Origin of the sequence: Actinoplanes sp. NPDC049118 (assembly GCF_040648555.1) — a bacterium.
Taxonomy (GTDB): domain Bacteria; phylum Actinomycetota; class Actinomycetes; order Mycobacteriales; family Micromonosporaceae; genus Actinoplanes.
Genome location: NZ_JBEZDY010000042.1, coordinates 16,834 through 33,174, shown reverse-complemented (window position 1 = coordinate 33,174; position 16,341 = coordinate 16,834). Strand labels below are relative to the sequence as shown.

The window sequence follows — 16,341 nt, the reverse complement described above, 5'->3', positions numbered from 1 at the left end:
GGGCGTACCGGCCGGGGCTCAGATCGGCGGGGTGCCGGCCGGGCGCAGGGTGGCCCAGCCGTCGTCGCGGGCGCGGGCGGCGGCGAGCAGCCCGCCGGCCGCGGCCGCGTTGGTGATCTCGCCGCGCAGCACCATGGCGACGGCCTCGTCGAGGTCGCACCAGGCGATCTCGATGTCGGCCTCCTCGTCGCGCCGCACGTGCCGCTCCTCCTCGGGCACCGCCGACAGCTCGCGGGCCAGGAAGATCCGGATCGTCTCGGCGCTGAATCCCGGCGAGGTGTGCAGGTCGATCAGCAGGTCGAAGCGGGCCGCGTTGAGGTCGGCCTCCTCGGCCAGCTCGCGGGCGGCGGTGAGCGCCAGGTCCTCGCCCTCGACGTCACGCAGGCCCGCGGGCAGCTCCCAGAGCTTGATGCCGAGCGGGTGGCGGTACTGCCGGATCAGCACGACCCGGCCGACGTCGTCCAGGGCGACTACCCCCACGGCGTTCTTGTTGATCACTATGTCGCGCCGGGCGGTGCCCCCGCCGGGCATCGTCACCTCGTCGGTGTTGACCGTGAAGATCGGCCCGGAGTACCGCTGCGTCCGCGAGACGGTCTCGTGCGCGAAGGACGTCATGACGCCGCGACCGGCGCCTTGGCGGCGTGGTTCGGCTCGGCGACCTCGACCGGCAGCTCGTCGGCGGCCGCGTACTCGACGGCGGCCTTGACGAACGCCGCGAACAGCGGGTGCGCCCGGGTCGGCCGGCTCTTGAGCTCGGGGTGCGCCTGGGTGGCCACGAAGAACGGGTGCTGCTCGCGGTCCAGCTCGATGAACTCCACCAGCCGCCCGTCGGGCGAGGTGCCCGAGAACCTCAGGCCGGCCTTGCTCAGCCGGTCCCGGTAGGCGTTGTTGACCTCGTAGCGGTGGCGGTGCCGCTCGGAGATCTCGTTGCCGGCGTACGCCTCCGCGACGAGCGAGCCCTCGGCCAGCGCCGCCGGGTACGCGCCCAGGCGCATGGTGCCGCCCAGGTCGCCCTTGCCCGCGACGATGTCCTGCTGGTCGGCCATCGTGGAGATGACCGGGTGCGCGGCCCGCTCGTCGAACTCGAGCGAGTTGGCGCCCTCCAGGCCGGCCATGTTGCGCGCCGCGTCGATCGTCATGCACTGCAGGCCCAGGCACAGCCCCAGGATCGGGATCGCGTTCTCCCGGGCGTACCGGGAAGTGTTGATCTTGCCTTCGATCCCGCGGATGCCGAAGCCGCCGGGGATGACGATGCCGTCGACGCCCTTGAGCGCGTGCGCCGCGCCGGCCGCGGTGTCGCAGTCGTCGCTGGGCACCCAGCGCAGCTGCACCCGGGCGTGGTTGGCGAAGCCCGCCGCGCGGATCGCCTCGCTCACCGACAGGTACGCGTCCGGCAGGTCGACGTACTTGCCGACCAGCGCGACGGTGATCGTGCGCCGCGGGTGGTGCACCCGCTCGAGCAGGTCGTCCCAGCTCGACCAGTCGACGTCGCGGAACGACAGGCCCAGCCGGCGCACCACGTACGCGTCCAGGCCCTCGCGGTGCAGCACCTTGGGGATGTCGTAGATGCTCGGCGCGTCCGGGCAGGCCACGACGGCCTCGTGGTCGACGTCGCAGTAGAGCGACAGCTTGTGCTTGAGCTTCTCCGGGATCTCGCGGTCGCTGCGGCAGACCAGCGCGTCCGGCTGGATACCGATGTTGCGCAGCGTCGCGACCGAGTGCTGGGTCGGCTTGGTCTTCAGCTCGCCCGACGGCGCCAGGTAGGGCACCAGGGAGACGTGCAGGTAGAAGACGTGGTCGCGGCCGATCTCGTGGCGCACCTGGCGGATCGCCTCGAGGAACGGCAGCGACTCCATGTCGCCGACGGTGCCGCCGACCTCGGTGATGACGACGTCCGGCGTGCGACCGAACTCGTCGGGAGCGGCCATCGCGAAGATGCGCTCCTTGATCTCGTTGGTGACGTGCGGGATGACCTGCACGGTGTCGCCGAGATACTCGCCGCGGCGCTCCTTGGCGATGACGGCCGAGTAGATCTGGCCGGTGGTGACGTTGGCCTTCGCCGACAGCGCCCGGTCCAGGAACCGCTCGTAGTGGCCGACGTCGAGGTCCGTCTCGGCACCGTCCTCGGTCACGAAGACCTCGCCGTGCTGGAACGGGTTCATCGTGCCCGGGTCGACGTTCAGATAGGGGTCCAGCTTCTGCATGACCACCCGCAGTCCGCGCGCGGTCAGCAGATTGCCGAGGCTGGAGGCGGTGAGGCCCTTGCCCAGCGAGGAGGCGACGCCCCCGGTGACGAAGATGTGCCGGGTCTCGCGAACTGTTGCTGCCAAGGCCTGCTCCCGTGGTCGGTCAGATGCGATCGTGCAGACCGGCGCTCAACTCAACGCGTTGATCGCGCCATCCACGGGATTCCACGGTAACACCATCGCCGCCGGGCGAACGTCCGGGCTGGTCGCCGCGCGTGTCCGGGTCACGCACCGCGGACGGTCACGCCCTCCGAGTCGGATTTGTCCGCCGGATCCGGCGTCCGCGGGCCCGGCCGGGCGGGGAGCGGGCGCATGGACAGGCCTGGCCCGCCCGGCCCGTCGGTGCCGCCCTCCGGGCGGGTGCGGTCGGCCGCGTGCTCCAGGACCCGCAGCGTCGTCAGCACGGCCAGCGGGACGACCACGGCCGCCGCGGCGCCCGCGACGGCGAACGCCGCGCCGCCGAGCACCCCGGCGATCAACGTCGCAACGGCCGTGCCGGCCATGGCCGCGCGCAGCGCCGGGTGCAGGCCGAAGACCCGGTTGAGACCGCCCCAGGGCGAGAAACGGCAGAAGGCGAGCATCAGGACACCGATCAGCGCCAGCAGCGTCAGCGGGCTGTCCAGGGCGTGCGCGTTGGAGGTGGCCGCGCGCTGGATCGCCGGGCCGGCGGTGCCGTCGCCGAGGGCGGTCAGCGCGCGGCCCAGGCTGCCCTGTTCCTGCTCGGGCCGGCGCAGGTCCAGCACGGCGAAGCCGATGGTCACCGCCAGCCCGGCGAGGGCGGCCCAGGCGAAGCGCGGGAACGTCAGCCAGCCTCCGGTGCTGATCGCGGCGGCCACGCACACCCCGGCGGTCACCGCGATCGCACCGACCGGGTCCGCGCCCAGGTACGGGCTGCCGACCATGACGACCGCGAAGCCACCGACCAGCACCACCAGGACGGGGCGCCACGGGCGGCGTACCGCCTGGGCGAGACAGCCGGCGACGGTCAGGATGCCGGCGACGAAGATGCCGAGGCCGACGCTGCCGACGCCCGAGTAGCGTGCGCCCTCGATCGCCGAGTAGCCGGCGACGCCGTTGAGTTGCAGCTGCGCGCCGGTCAGCAGGTCGAAGCCGACCACCGCCGCGGAGACCGCCGAGACCACCCCCATCGGCCACAGCGTGCCGGGGTAGCGCGGCCCGAGGCGCACGGCGGCGGTGCCGGCCGCGACCAGGGCGAGCGTCAGCAGGGCGAAGACCAGGCCGGGCCACCCCGCCCGCCACCACGGCGACGCGTCGGCGAGCAGCGCGGCGGGAATGGCCAGGGCCACGGCGATCAGCAGCACCTCGACGCACAGCACCCGCCACTTCGGCGCCGCGGCCGGGCCGGTCGGCCCGGCGTGCCGCCGCGCCCGGATCATCAACGGCACGACCAGCAGGAACACCGCCAGCTGTACGGCGGCCAGCGCGGTGAAGAACGTGCCGGCGATGCCCAGCTGCGCGCCCGCGCGCCGGTCCGCGTTGTGCACGCCGAGCACCGCGTCCGCCGGATCCGTGGGACGCCCGGGCGCCGAGAACGCGCTGTGCCCGCTGAACAGCCGCTCCGGGGCCGGGCGGCCGAGCGAGGTGAGCACGGTCGGCGCGAGGTCGACCAGTTGCAGGTAGCCGTCGCGGCCGGTGCCGGCGGAGGTCAGCCAGCCGCCCTGCCAGCCCGGTCCCTCGGCGATCGCCACGTGCAGCCGCGAGGCGTTGTCGGTGTCCGCGACGCCCGCGACCATCACCACCGAGCGCTCGGGCCGGGCGGCCACGATCCGCGCGAGCGTCGCGTCCGCCTGGGCGACCAGCGACTCCCGCTCGGATCCGGTACCGGTGACGGTACCGAGGTCGACCACGCTGAGCACGCACTGCGACAGCAGGACCCGCGGGTCGTCCGGCAGCGACTCCGCGTACTGGTCGACGCGGCCGAACGGGCGGGCCGCCGCGACCGCCGCGCCCGGCCCGACGGCGACGGTGCACCGCAGGGACTCGGCGAGCGCGCCCGGCACGGCGCCGTACGGCTGCTTGTCCTGGTTCTCGCGCACCACGCCGCTGAGCTGCGGAAGGTTCGCGCCGATGCCGTCCGGTCGCTCGATGGCCGGCGCGGCCGGTGGGCACTGCCCGTCGACGCGCTCGTCCCGCCAGATCGCGTGGTTGCCGGCGCCGAGGGTGAGCCAGCCGTCCGCGGGGCAGGTCGTGTGGTGCGCGGAGCGCACGGAGAGCCAGCCGATCGAGCCGCGGGTCGCCTGCTGCCACAGCGCGGGCGTCCGCTGCGGGTCGAGGTCCTCCCAGCGCAGGCCGGCGGCGCCGGCGATGATGACGTAGTCGGCGGTGTCCTGCGGCGCGCCGGTGGCGGGACGCACGGCCAGGCCGGCGATGCTGGCGCCGGCGGCGAGCACGATCAGCAGGTACGGCAGCCAGGTCCGGCCACCGCGCACCCGGGACGGCGGTGCGGAGTCGGGTCGCGGCCCGCGGCGCAGGCTGCGCCAGGCCCGGCCGGGCCACCGGCCCGGCCTCCACCGCACACCCGCGGCCGGCTCGGTGCGAGGGCGGCGCGCGGCCCCGTCCCGCCCGGTCCCGGCCACGGCGGCCTCCGGGCTGGGGTGGGCGGGTTCCACTTCGCTCATCCCTGCCCCGCCCGGGCGGTGGAGGTCACCGACGAGTAGGCGGCGAGCACGTCCGCGACGGTGTCCTCCTCGGTGGGCCAGGTCGCGGCCCGCCGTGGCCCGCGGGCGGCGTAGTCGGCCAGCCGGGCCGGGTCGGCCAGCAGGCCGCGGACGGCGTCGTCCAGCGCGTCGACGTCACCCGGCGCGATCAGCAGCGCGGCGTCGCCGACCAGCCCGGGCAGCCCGCCGACCGCCGTGCTGACCAGCGGCACCCCGGCGCGCAACGCCTCCTGGGCGAACAGCTGCCGGGCCTCCCAGTCGCTGGTGATCACGGCAAGGTCGGCGCCGGCCAGCAGGTCGGGCACGTCCCGGCGGTGCCCGAGCAGGTAGAACTTCGCGCGTAGCTCCGACGCCCGCTGGGCGAGCACCATGTAGCTGGGCCCGGAGCCCGCAACCACGACCACCGGGGCGGGCTTGAGGGCACGCCAGCGTGCGGCGGCCTCGAGCAGCAGGTCGTAGCGCTTCTGCGGGTGCAGCCGGCCGACGGCGAGGATCAGCGGGGTGCCCGGCGGCACCCGGAACTCGGCCCGCACGGCGGCCCGGGTGCGCTTGGGCGGGGCCGGCGTCGGCGCGGCCACCGCGCCGAGGCGGGCGGCGCGGGCGCCCAGCGAGGCGGCGCGCTCGACCAGGTCCTCGGACGCGCCGAGGGTGAGCGTGGCGGCGCGGGCCACGATCCGTTCGACCAGCGCGGAGGCCTGGCCGCGCAGGCCGCGGGCGAGCACCGCGTTGTGCCAGGTGACCACGAGCGGCGCGGCGGGACGGGCGAGCGAGGCGACGAACGCGGCGCGCAGCCCGTGCGCGTGCACGACGTCCGTCTCGCGGCCGGTCAGGGCCCGGCGCAGCGCGCGCACCGCACCGGAGTCCTGCGGGCCGGGGCTGGCCGGGATCTCCACGGCGGCGAACTCGGCGCCGGCGGCGGAGAAGCCGAACAGCTCGTCGGTGGCGGCCGGGCCACAGACCAGGACCCGGCATCCGGCGGCGAGCAGGCCACGCACCAGCGAGGCCACGTGCTGACCGACGCCGCCGGTGCTGGAGCCCAGCACCAGCGCCACCGAGCCGTGCCACGGCTGCGCTGTGTCGGTCACTTCGCGTCCTTCCCGTCCGGCGCCGGTCCGCGGCGGATCCGCGCCGTCACCTTGGCGACCAGTGGCCGCAGGTCGTGGCGGTCCAGCGGGTAGGTCACCGCGAGGAACACGACCACCACCACGACTCCGCCCAGCATGCCCGAAAGCACGCTCACCCAACCTGCCGGGGTCGAGCCGGACACGTGCCGCACGGCCTCCACGGCGCCCCAGCCGGCCAGCCCGGCGACGACCGCCGCAACGATACCCACGCCGGCCGCGCGGGGCAGCCCGGCGAGCGCCGCGGCGCCCGCGCGACGGCGTACGGTGGCGACCAGCAACACGCCCAGGGTGAGCATGCCCACACTGTTGGCCAGGCTCAGCGCCAGCACCTTGTCGGTGTCGGGCAGGACCGCCACCAGCACCAGAGCGGCGCCCGCGGCCACCGCCCAGCCCACCGCGGTCGCCGCCGCGGCGGCCGCGGTCGCCCCGCGCGCGTACAGGGCCCGCGAGAGCAGCGCGAACAGCGCGAACCCGAGCAGGCCCGGCGCGAACCCGGCGATGCCCGGCGCGGCCTGCGGCACATCCAGCAGCCTCGCGACCGGCCCGGCGAGCGCGACCAGCGCCGCGCCGCCGAAGCAGGCCAGCAGCACCACCGTCCGGGCGGTCCCGGCCAGCGCATCACGGTAGCCGTCCTCGTCGCCGCGCTCCGCCGCCGCGGCCAATGTCGGATATGCGGCAGTCGCGAGCGGCACGGCGAGCACCGCCCAGGGCAACAGGTACAGCGCCTGGGCCAGGTTGAAGGTGAGCAGATCGCCCTTGCCGACCGCCAGGAGCAGCACCACGACGACCATGAGCTGCTGGGAACCGACGGTGACCGCGCCCGCCCAGCCGAGCCGGACGACCTGGCGGCCGGCGTCGCCCGGGAAGCGCAGCGCCGGGCGCAGCCGCAGGCGCAGGCCGCGCAGCGGGATCAGCAGGCACAGGCTGAGCACGACGACGCCCAGCGTGGTGCCCAGCGACAGAGCGAGCTCGCCGCCGCTGCTCAGCCCGGGCAGGTCGCTGCCCCGGCCGTCCACCAGCGCGTACGTCAGGTAGGCGCCCATCACGACGACGCTGGACAGCAGCGGCGCGATGACCGGCCAGGCGAAGCGGTGGTGCGCCTGCAACACTCCGGCGAGCACGATGCCGACGCCGTACAGGGGCAGCTGGGGCGCGAAGACCCACAGCATCCGGGTGCCGACCTCGTGCGCCTGGGGCGACATGTCCGACAGCAGCAACCCGGCGATGTGGCGGGCGAACAGCGCTACCAGGATCGCCAGCGGCACGAGCAGCAGCAGCGTCCAGGTCAGCAGGGCGGAGGCGACGGCGTTGACCCGACGGCGGTCGCCCCCGGCTACCGCGCCCGCCAGCAGCGGCACCACAAGGCTGGCCAGCGCGCCGCCGGCGACCAGTTCGAAGACGATGTTCGGGACCGTGTTGGCGGCACTGTAGACGTCGCCGAGCGACGTGCGCTGCACCGTGCCGACCAGGACGACGGTGCGGCCGAAGCCCGCGATCCGGGCGAGCACGGTCAGCCCGGCGATCAGCGCGGCCGCGCCGGCGATGCGCCCGGCGCCGAAACGCGGCGCGGGTGTCGCGCTCCCGGCGAGGTCCTGGTCCGGTGCGCCCGTCATTCCGGCGGGCGGCGGCCCAGCGCGTCGAGCTCGCGCAGCCACGGCGTGTCCTGGATGACCTTGGTGAAGCTGACCTTCTCGCTGGCGGCGGTGAGCCCGGCCAGCACGGTCAGCAGGGCGGCGCGCCCGGCCGGCCCGGTCCGGGCGGCCAGGGCCACCCCGAGCAGCGCGCCGAGCGCATTGGCGCCCGAGTCGCCGAGCATGATCTCCTCGCCCAGGTCCGACGGGAGCAGCGCCGCGCCCGCGCCGAGCGTCCCGGCGGCGACGCCGGCGCCGCGGCCGACCGCGAGCGGCGTGCCGATCAGCGCGCCCGCCTTCAGCGCGCGCCCGGGGCGCAGGTCCAGCAGGTTGACCAGGTTCGCCGTGCCGGCGATGACCCCGGCGCCCAGCAGCACGTCGGCCGTGCGCCGCACGGCGCCGCCCCGCCGGCGGCCGCGGTGTGCCCGCACGCCCGGGTCGCGGCCGAGCAGAGCGGCGGCGGCGAGCCCGGCGGCGCCGAGCCCCGCGATCTTGATCGCGCCGCTGGTGACCCGGCCCTCGCGCAGCGCGCCGACGTGGCCGGCGAAGCCCTTCGCGGACTTCTGCTCGGGCCGGTTGCCGACCAGGTCGTCGTAGAAGCCGACCGCGCCGGACGTGGCGCCCGCGGTGAGCACGGCCGCGGCCACGGCAGGGCTCGGCGCACCGGCGGCCGCGGCGACGGTGGCGCCCGCCGCGAGGGCGGGACCACCCGCGAGGGTGACCGTGCGGCCGCGGAAGTTCGTCCGCTCCAGCTGGGCGGCGCGCGGATCGCTACGGATCCAGGCCAGGGTGGCACGGGCCACGAGGGCCCCGATCCCGAACGACTTCACGACCCGAGTGGCCATCTGAGTGAACTCCCGCCTCGCCGGGCCGCACCCCTCGGCGACCGACCGCCGAGTCTAGGCGGTCCCGGCTCGGCCACGCGGACGCGCCGCCTGCGGGTCAGACCGCGGCCTTCGGTACCTGGGAGGTCGCGCCCGCCGACAGGCCGTAATGGCCGACCCGGCCGGCCACCACCCGCTCCACCACCGTCAGCGCGGTCGCCAGCTGGCCCTGCTCGGTGCTCACGTTGTCCACCGTCGAGATGCCCTTGACCAGGGTCGGGTCGGCGCGGACCTCGGCGACCAGGTTGCCGTCGCCGATGCCGTTGCCGCCGACGACCAGCGGCCGGTCCTTGGCGAACTGGGTCGTGAAGGTGACCGCGTTCTGGTTCTTCTTCGCGGCGTCGCGGTCGACCGGCGGCAGGCCCGAGACCACCACGGTCGCCTCCGCGCCCGGCACCAGGTTGTCGGAGACCGAGATGTAGCCCGGCTCCGTGTACGCCGTGAGCACCGCCGTCAGGTCCCCGGTCGTCACCGGGACGGCCTGCTGCAGCAGCGCCACGGCCAGCAGCGCGCTGGAGGTCTCGACGCCGTCGCTGTTGAGCGGCAGCCCCTCGGCGGGCACGGTCGGCTGCGAGGCCTTGTCGGCCAGGTTCAGCAGCTCGTACGCGTTCGCCGGGTCGAAGAACTTGTCCTGCACGGTGACCGTGCCGGTGATCCTGGCGCCGGCGACCTTGAGCATCGAGGTGACGCCCTCGGCGTAGTCCTGGCCGCTGGGCATCACCATGATCAGGATCTTGCGCCCGGCGAGCTTGCCGCCCAGCAGCGCGGGCGAGACCTCGGTGGCGAAGTCCTGCGTCCGGTTGAGCTCCTCGCGGTACTGGTTCGCCTGCTCGCGGTAGTTGCTGTTGTCCTTGCTCAGCGCGTCGACGCGGTCCTTGAGGGTGTCGGCGACCGGCCCGTTGAGCGCGGCCGTGCCGACCACCAGCCCGATGGCCAGGGCAAGGAAGACCGCGGTGAGGGACACCACGTGGTACCGGAAGTTGATCACGCCAAAAGCCTCTTGGTCACTCGCGGATTAGAAGAGCTGCCCTAATTGGAAGACCAGATTGTCCCACCACTCGGACACCACGGAGAGATAGGCCTTGCCGACCGTGGAGACCGCGACCGCCGAGGCCATCGCCGCGATCGCGGAGAGCACGAGAAGCAGCAGGGAGGAGCCGGAGATGTTCTGCTTGTAGAGCCGGCTCACGCCCTTGGCGTCGACCAGCTTGCCGCCGACCTTGAGCCGGGTCAGGAACGTCGAGGCCATGCCGCCGCGGCCCTTGTCCAGGAACTCCACCAGGTTGGCGTGCGTGCCGACGGCGACGATGAGCGTGGCGCCCTTGTCGTCGGCCAGCAGCATGGCCAGGTCCTCGCTCGTCGCCGCCGCGGGGAAGGTCACCGCGGGCACGCCGAGCCCGTGCACCCGGTCCAGCCCGGGCGCGCGCCCGTCGGGGTACGCGTGCACGATCACCTCGGCGCCGCAGCGCAGCACGTCGTCGGTGACCGAGTCCATGTCGCCGATGATGATGTCCGGCGTGTAGCCGGTCTCGACAAGCGCGTCGGCGCCGCCGTCGACGCCGATCAGCACCGGCTTGAACTCGCGGATGTAGGGCCGCAGCACGTCGAGGTCGGCCTTGTAGTCGTAGCCGCGCACGACGATGAGCGCGTGCCGGCCCGAGATCTGCGTCTGCACGTCCGGCACGCCGACACCGTCGAGCAGCAGGTCGCGCTCCTGCTTGAGGTAGTCCATCGTGTTGGCGGCGAACGCCTCGAGCTGCACGGACAGGCCCTCGCGGGCGTCGGCCATGGCGGCGGCGACGGTCTGGGTGTCCTGCTGGATGCCGCTGGCGACGGGCTCGCCGTCGAGCAGCACCGTGTCGCCGTCGATGCTGACGAGGGCGCCCTCGCTGATCCGGTCGAAGACCTCGTCGCCCAGGTCGTCGACGAGCACGATGCCGGCCTGGATCAGCACCTCGGGGCCGAGGTTGGGATATCGCCCGGAGATCGAGGGCTTGACGTTGAGCACGGCGGCGACACCGACGGCGACCAGCGAGTCGGCGGCGACCCGGTCGATGTCGACGTGGTCGATGATCGCAATGTCACCGGGGCGCAGCCGTCCGACCAGGCGCTTGGTCCGGCGGTCGAGTCGGGCGGTGCCGGAGACAGCTCCCGGTTCGACGCTCCGGGTCCGGCGCAAGGTGGGAAGTCGCATCCCGGCCATCCTGACATGCCATTTCATGCATCACCCACGCGACATGCACAAGGTCACCGACAAAAGCGACAAAGAGCCGTCACTCTCCGCAGTATTCACCGTTCACGGGCTCCGTCAGCCGCGCTTTTCCCGGTCGGCGACCGCCAGCAACTCCTCCGCGTGGGCGATGCCCAGGTCCGAGTCCGGCAGGCCGGCCAGCATCCGGGCCAGTTCCCTCGCCCGCTCGGTCTCCTCGACGATCCGCACCCCGCTGGTGGTGATCGCCCCGCCGGTGTCCTTCGCGACGACCAGGTGCCGGTCGGCGAACGCGGCCACCTGCGGAAGGTGCGTCACGACCAGCACCTGATGGGTGCGGGCCAGCCGTGCCAGCCGCCGCCCGATCTCCACCGCGGCCTGCCCGCCCACGCCGGCGTCGACCTCGTCGAACACCAGCGTCGGCGGCCCGCCCGCCCCGGCGAACACCACCTCGATGGCCAGCATGACCCGGGACAGCTCCCCGCCGGAGGCGCCCTTCTGCAGGGGCAGCGCCGGGGCGCCGGGGTGCGCGATCAGCCGCAGCTCGATGTCGTCCCCGCCGTCGGGGCCGACCGCGACCTCGGCGCCGTCGACGGTCACCGTCGGCTCGTCCCGCCCGGCGACCCGCGCCTGCACCGCGACATCGACCCGGGCGTGCGGCATGGCCAGCCCGGCCAGCTCGACGCTGACCTGCTCGGCGAACCGCCCGGCGGCCTCCGCCCGGGCGGCGGTGAGCCGCCCGGCCAGCTCGCCGACGGTCGCGGCGATGCGCAGCCGCTCCCGGTCCAGCTCCTCGAGCAGCTCGTCGGAGCTGTCCAGCGCGGCCAGCCTGGTCCGGGCGTTCTCCGCCCAGAGGATGACGCCGTCGACGTCGTCCGCGTATTTGCGGGTCAGCGCCCGCAGCGCCGCCCGCCGCTCGTAGATGACCTCGAGCCGGGCCGGGTCCGCGTCCAGCGCGCTCAGGTAGGCAGACAGCTCCGCGGAGACGTCGCCGACCAGCGTGGCGGCCTCCTCGATCCGGGCCGCGAGCTCACCGAGCGCCGGGTCGACGGCGGCCTGCGCCTCGAGGGTGCGCCGCGCGGTGCCCAGCAGGAGGGTCGCGTCCGGCGTCTCCTCGGTGGCCTCGACGCCGCCGGCGAGCGCCTGCGCGGCGAGGGCGGCGGCGGTGCGCAGCCCCTCGGCGTGCTCGAGGCGCTGAACCTCGGCCCGCAGGTCGTCGTCCTCGCCCGGCTGGGGGTCAACCCGGCTGATCTCGTCGAGGCCGAGGGTCAGCAGGTCGGCCTCACGGCTGCGCTCGCGGGCGTGCCGGCGCCGGTCGGCGAGATCCTCGACGACGGCCCGCCAGCGGGTGAACGTCTCCCGGTAGGTCTCCAGCAGCTTCTCGTGCTCGGGACCGGCGAAGCGGTCCAGCGCGGCGCGCTGCTCGGCCGGGCGCAGCAGCCGCAGCTGGTCGGACTGCCCGTGCACGGCGACCACCTGCTCGCCGACCTCGCCCAGCATCGCCACCGGCATGCTGCGCCCGCCGACGTGCGCCCGCGAGCGGCCCTCGATGGTCACCGTGCGGCTGAGCAGCACCGACCCGTCGTCGTCCAGCTCGCCACCCGCGTCGGTGATGCGCGTCTGCACGGCGTCGCCGAGCGAGCCGACGAGGCGCAGCCGGCCCTCGACCACCGCCCGGCCGGGATCCGCGCGGACGCGACCGGCGTCGGCGCGGCCGCCGAAGAGCAGCCCGAGGCCGGTGACGACCATCGTCTTTCCGGCGCCGGTCTCACCGGTGATGGCATTCATGCCCGTGGTCAGCCGCAGCGTCGTGTCATCGATGACGCCCAGCCCGGTGATGCGCAGTTCCTCCAGCACAGGCCGAAGGGTATCGGTGCCCACCGACAATTGCCCAGCGCGGCCGGTCGGCGCCGATCCCGGGTCAGCGGCGATTCCCGCGCCAGCCGTCCACCGGTAGCGCGAACTTGGCCACGAGCGTGTCGGTGAACGGCCGCGGGGCGAGCCGGACCAGGCGTACCGGAAGCTCGCCGCGCTGGACCGTGACCTGCGCGCCCGGCGGCAGGTCCCAGGTGCGCCGGCCGTCGCAGCAAAGCACCGCGAACGACGTGTACGGGTCGACGGTCAGCACGAACCGCGAGGTCGGCGCGGTCACGATCGGCCTGCTGAAGAGGGCGTGCGCGCTGATCGGCACGAGCAGCAGCGCCTCGACCTCGGGCCACACCACCGGACCGCCGGCCGAGAACGCGTACGCCGTGGAACCCGTCGGTGTGGCGCACACGACACCGTCGCAGCCGTACCGCGACAGCGGCCGCCCGTCGACGTCGACGAGCAGCTCGAGCATCTGCGCCCGCTGCCCCTTCTCGACGCTGACCTCGTTGAGCGCCCACGAGTCGGCGATCAGCCGGCCGTCGTACTCGGCGCGCACGTCGAGGGTGAGCCGTTCGTCCACCGTGTAGTCGCCGGCGACGATGTCGCGCACGGTCTGGTCGATGTTGTTCAGCTCGGCCTCGGCCAGGAAGCCGACCTTGCCGAGGTTGATGCCGAGCAGCGGCGCCTTCGCCGGGCGGGCCAGCTCGGCCGCGCGCAGGAAGGTGCCGTCGCCGCCGAGCGCGAAGACGATCTCCACACCCTCCGCGGCCGTCGGGTCGTCGACCGGCGTGACGCCGGCGGGCAGCTCCAGGTCGGCGACCTCCTGGGCGAGCACCCGCACCTCGAAACCGGCCGCGACCAGGTCGCGGGCGACGGTCTGGGCATGCTGCGTGCTCTGCCGGCGACCTGTGTGTGTAACCAGCAACGCGGACCGCGTCACGAATCCTCCAGCGGGGGCGAAACCGACGGCAGTGCCGGCCCGGCGGAGGCTACATTGCCGGACGGGCCGGCGGCGACCACGGCGTGCACCCGGGCCTCGTCGGCCGGCGGCGCGTCCCGGCGGAACCAGAGGAAGAACTCCACGTTGCCGCTCGGCCCGGGCAACGGGCTCGCCGCGACCCCGGCGACGCCGAGGCCCAGCTCGGCGCCGGCCGCGGCCACGTCGAGGACCGCCTCGGCGCGCAGCAGCGGATCGCGCACGACGCCGCCGGAGCCGACCCGTTCCTTGCCGACCTCGAACTGCGGCTTGACCATCAGCGCGAGATCGCCGCCGGGTCCGGTGCAGCCGGCCAGCGCGGGCAGCACCAACCGGAGCGAGATGAACGACAGGTCGGCGACGGTCAGCTCCACCGGCCCGCCGAGCATGTCGGGCGTCAGGGTGCGCACGTTTGTGCGTTCCATGACGGTGACCCGTTCGTCGGTGCGCAGCGGCCACGCGAGCTGGCCGTAGCCGACGTCGACGGCGTAGACGCGCGCGGCGCCCTCGCGCAGCAGCACGTCGGTGAAGCCGCCGGTGGAGGCGCCCGCGTCGAGGCAGCGCCGCCCCTCGACCGACAGGGGCCCGAAGGCCGCGAGGGCACCGGCGAGCTTGTGGCTGCCGCGCGAGACGTACTCGGTGGCCGGATCGTCGCCGGTGACGACGACCGGATCCGCCGGGTCGATCATGGTGGCGACCTTCTGCGCCACGCTGCCACGGACCTGGACCCGGCCGGCCGCGACGAGCGCGGCCGCCTGGTCCCGGGACCGGGCCAGCTTGCGGCGGACTAGCTCGGCGTCGAGACGCGCACGGCGGGCCATCGGATCCAAATCTTTTTCGGGTACGGGTGTCAGCGATCGATGCTAGCCAGGGTCTCCTGGAGCACCTGATGCGCGGCCTCGTACTCGGCGATCTGGTCGGCCGGGGCGAGCGTGGCGGCGTTGGCCAGCGACTGCAGGACGGCGTCGACGGCGGGATGCCCGGTTCCCTCCGTGCCGTCGGCCGGCCGGGGTGGGCCGGGCACGGGCTCGTGGGTCTCGCTGCCCGCGCTGTGCTCGCTCGTGCCGTCGCCGACCGCCGGATCCTGCTGCTCCGGGCGGTGTACCGGCGCCTGGGGCTGCGGCGGTCCCGGGCGGAAGCCCCCCGGCGGCGGCGCCGGGCGGAAACCGCCGGGCGGCGGTCCGGGACGCGGGCTCGCGGGCGGCTGGTGGTTCGGGTACGTCACGGCGTCGCCTCCGGCGCGGCGGGATCGGTGGACTTCTGCTCGGCCGTCCCGGCCGGCGTGGCGGCGGCCTCCGCGGCGGGTGCGGTCCCGCCGGGCGTGCTCGTCGCCGGTGCGGCCTTCTCCGGCGGCGCCTTCCCGGCGGTCGCCTTCCTTACCGCGGTCTTCTTGGCCGCGGTCTTCTTGGCGACGGGCGGCAGCTCGGTGGCGGCAGCGGCCTCCTTGACCGGGGCGGTCGGTGCGGCGGCGGTACCCGCCGGAGTGGCGGTGCCGGCGGACGGCGCCGCGCTCGACGGACCTGCCGGCGCGGCGGGCTTGGCGGGGCCCGCCTCGGCCGGAGCGGCATCGGCGGGAGCCGTCTTGGCCGGCGCCGACCGCGCCGCCTTGACCGGAGCGGCCTTGGACGGCGCGGCCTTAGCGGGAGCGGCCTTGGTGGCCTTGGTGGGAGCGGCCTTGGCGGTGACCGACTTGGCAGGAGCCGTCTTGACCGGCGTGGACTTCGCGGAAGTGGCCTTGGCGGGAGCGGCCTTGGTGGCCTTGGTGGGCGCGGCCTTGGTGGCCTTGGTGGGCGCGGCCTTGGGCGCCACCCGCGCCGGGGTGACCGGTGCCGCCGCGGCGGCCGGCATCGCGTTCGGGGTCGCCTTGACCGCCTTCTTCGCGACCGCCTTCTTCGCCACGGCCTTCTTGGCCGGCGGCGGCACGACCGCGGCCGGTGCCGCCTCGCCGCCCGCCGCGCTCGCCCGCGCCCGGGCGTCACGCAGCTGCCGCTCCAGGTCACGCACCCGGGTGGTCAGGTCGGACACCTCGTCGGCCGTCGCCAGCCCCACGAGCCCGAGCGCGCGGTCCACCTCGTAGCGCACGATGTTGGTCAGCGCCTCGCGGTTGGCCACGCCCGTCGACACCAGGTCCTCGACGAGGCCCTGCAACTGCGCGGCGGTCGCGCCGCCGCGGTTCACGAGGTCGCCCGCGACCTGCTGGGCCTTCTTGCGCGGCGCCTCGGTCAATCCGAGCGCCAGCTCCAGATACGCCCGCCATGCGTCCTGCATGTCAGCTCCCTCCGACTCCGCCACGCCGTTGCGCTGGTGCCACGCTACCGGGCGGAACCGCGGCCGTGCTGCGGTACCGTGCGGTGCGTCAGGGTGGCGTCGCCTGGGAGGTCGGAGAATTGGCCAGCGTGGAGGAGTGCCGGCAGGCGCTACATGATCTTGCCGCCCGGCTGGACGCCAACGCGGAGACCCGCGGCAGACTCGATCTCGACCGCACGCTCGCCTGCCGGATCCCGGACCTCGAAACGGCGTTTCACGCCCGGCTCGCCGGCGGCCGCCTGGTCGACATCGCCGACGGCGACGACCCCAAGGCGAAGATCGCCCTGACCGCCGCAAGCGACGAGCTGATCGCGCTGGTCACCGGCAAGCTCGACGTCACGAGGGCGCTCGCGTCCCGCCAGGTCTCGATCAAGGCCAACCCGTTCGATCTGCTGAAGCTGCGCAAGCTCCTCTGAC

General features: G+C 74.6%; 13 protein-coding genes and 1 pseudogene. 1 reads left to right on the top strand and 13 read right to left on the bottom strand.

Features of this window, described 5'->3' with window-relative positions:
- Window positions 1-18: 18 nt before the first annotated feature.
- From AB0B58_RS39765 to AB0B58_RS39705, 13 genes and pseudogenes are all read right to left on the bottom strand, one after another.
- Window positions 19-615: an NUDIX hydrolase gene (locus AB0B58_RS39765; RefSeq protein ID WP_360235640.1), complete on the bottom strand. Its 597-nt coding sequence runs from the start codon at window positions 613-615 to the stop codon at window positions 19-21.
- Window positions 612-2,330, bottom strand: coding sequence for a CTP synthase (locus tag AB0B58_RS39760; RefSeq protein ID WP_360235637.1), 1,719 nt, complete (start codon window positions 2,328-2,330; stop codon window positions 612-614). The genes AB0B58_RS39765 and AB0B58_RS39760 overlap by 4 nt, the downstream gene beginning before the upstream one ends.
- 140 nt (window positions 2,331-2,470) lie before the next feature.
- Window positions 2,471-4,885, bottom strand: a complete 2,415-nt coding sequence (locus tag AB0B58_RS39755; protein WP_360235634.1) for a hypothetical protein — start codon at window positions 4,883-4,885, stop codon at window positions 2,471-2,473.
- A complete protein-coding gene (locus AB0B58_RS39750; RefSeq protein WP_360235631.1) occupies window positions 4,882-6,009 on the bottom strand; it encodes a glycosyltransferase family 4 protein in 1,128 nt (375 codons plus the stop codon). The genes AB0B58_RS39755 and AB0B58_RS39750 overlap by 4 nt, the downstream gene beginning before the upstream one ends.
- A complete protein-coding gene (locus tag AB0B58_RS39745) occupies window positions 6,006-7,661 on the bottom strand; it encodes a lipid II flippase MurJ (protein WP_360235628.1) in 1,656 nt (551 codons plus the stop codon). The genes AB0B58_RS39750 and AB0B58_RS39745 overlap by 4 nt, the downstream gene beginning before the upstream one ends.
- On the bottom strand, window positions 7,658-8,524 hold the full coding sequence (locus AB0B58_RS39740) for a hypothetical protein (protein ID WP_360235625.1): 867 nt from the start codon (window positions 8,522-8,524) through the stop codon (window positions 7,658-7,660). The genes AB0B58_RS39745 and AB0B58_RS39740 overlap by 4 nt, the downstream gene beginning before the upstream one ends.
- 97 nt (window positions 8,525-8,621) lie before the next feature.
- A complete protein-coding gene (locus AB0B58_RS39735; RefSeq protein WP_360235622.1) occupies window positions 8,622-9,551 on the bottom strand; it encodes a copper transporter in 930 nt (309 codons plus the stop codon).
- Window positions 9,552-9,578: 27 nt separating this feature from the next.
- Window positions 9,579-10,757, bottom strand: coding sequence for a putative cytokinetic ring protein SteA (gene steA / locus AB0B58_RS39730; protein WP_360235619.1), 1,179 nt, complete (start codon window positions 10,755-10,757; stop codon window positions 9,579-9,581).
- 114 nt (window positions 10,758-10,871) lie between these two features.
- Window positions 10,872-12,629: a DNA repair protein RecN gene (recN, locus tag AB0B58_RS39725; RefSeq protein ID WP_360235616.1), complete on the bottom strand. Its 1,758-nt coding sequence runs from the start codon at window positions 12,627-12,629 to the stop codon at window positions 10,872-10,874.
- Between the two features lie 64 nt (window positions 12,630-12,693).
- Window positions 12,694-13,581 carry an NAD kinase gene (locus AB0B58_RS39720; protein ID WP_360235613.1) on the bottom strand — a complete coding sequence of 296 codons (888 nt, stop codon included), beginning with the start codon at window positions 13,579-13,581 and terminating at the stop codon, window positions 12,694-12,696.
- The gene (locus tag AB0B58_RS39715) at window positions 13,578-14,438 is read right to left on the bottom strand and encodes a TlyA family RNA methyltransferase (RefSeq protein WP_360235610.1); all 861 of its coding nucleotides are present in this window, start codon (window positions 14,436-14,438) and stop codon (window positions 13,578-13,580) included. The genes AB0B58_RS39720 and AB0B58_RS39715 overlap by 4 nt, the downstream gene beginning before the upstream one ends.
- Window positions 14,439-14,467: 29 nt before the next feature.
- A complete protein-coding gene (locus tag AB0B58_RS39710) occupies window positions 14,468-14,842 on the bottom strand; it encodes a hypothetical protein (RefSeq protein WP_360235755.1) in 375 nt (124 codons plus the stop codon).
- A gap of 743 nt (window positions 14,843-15,585) precedes the next feature.
- A pseudogene (locus AB0B58_RS39705) lies at window positions 15,586-15,885 on the bottom strand (hypothetical protein); the annotation flags it as partial.
- Between the two features lie 119 nt (window positions 15,886-16,004).
- On the opposite strand from AB0B58_RS39705, the gene AB0B58_RS39700 reads away from it, so the two are divergent.
- Window positions 16,005-16,340, top strand: coding sequence for an SCP2 sterol-binding domain-containing protein (locus AB0B58_RS39700; RefSeq protein WP_360235740.1), 336 nt, complete (start codon window positions 16,005-16,007; stop codon window positions 16,338-16,340).
- Window position 16,341: the final 1 nt, after the last annotated feature.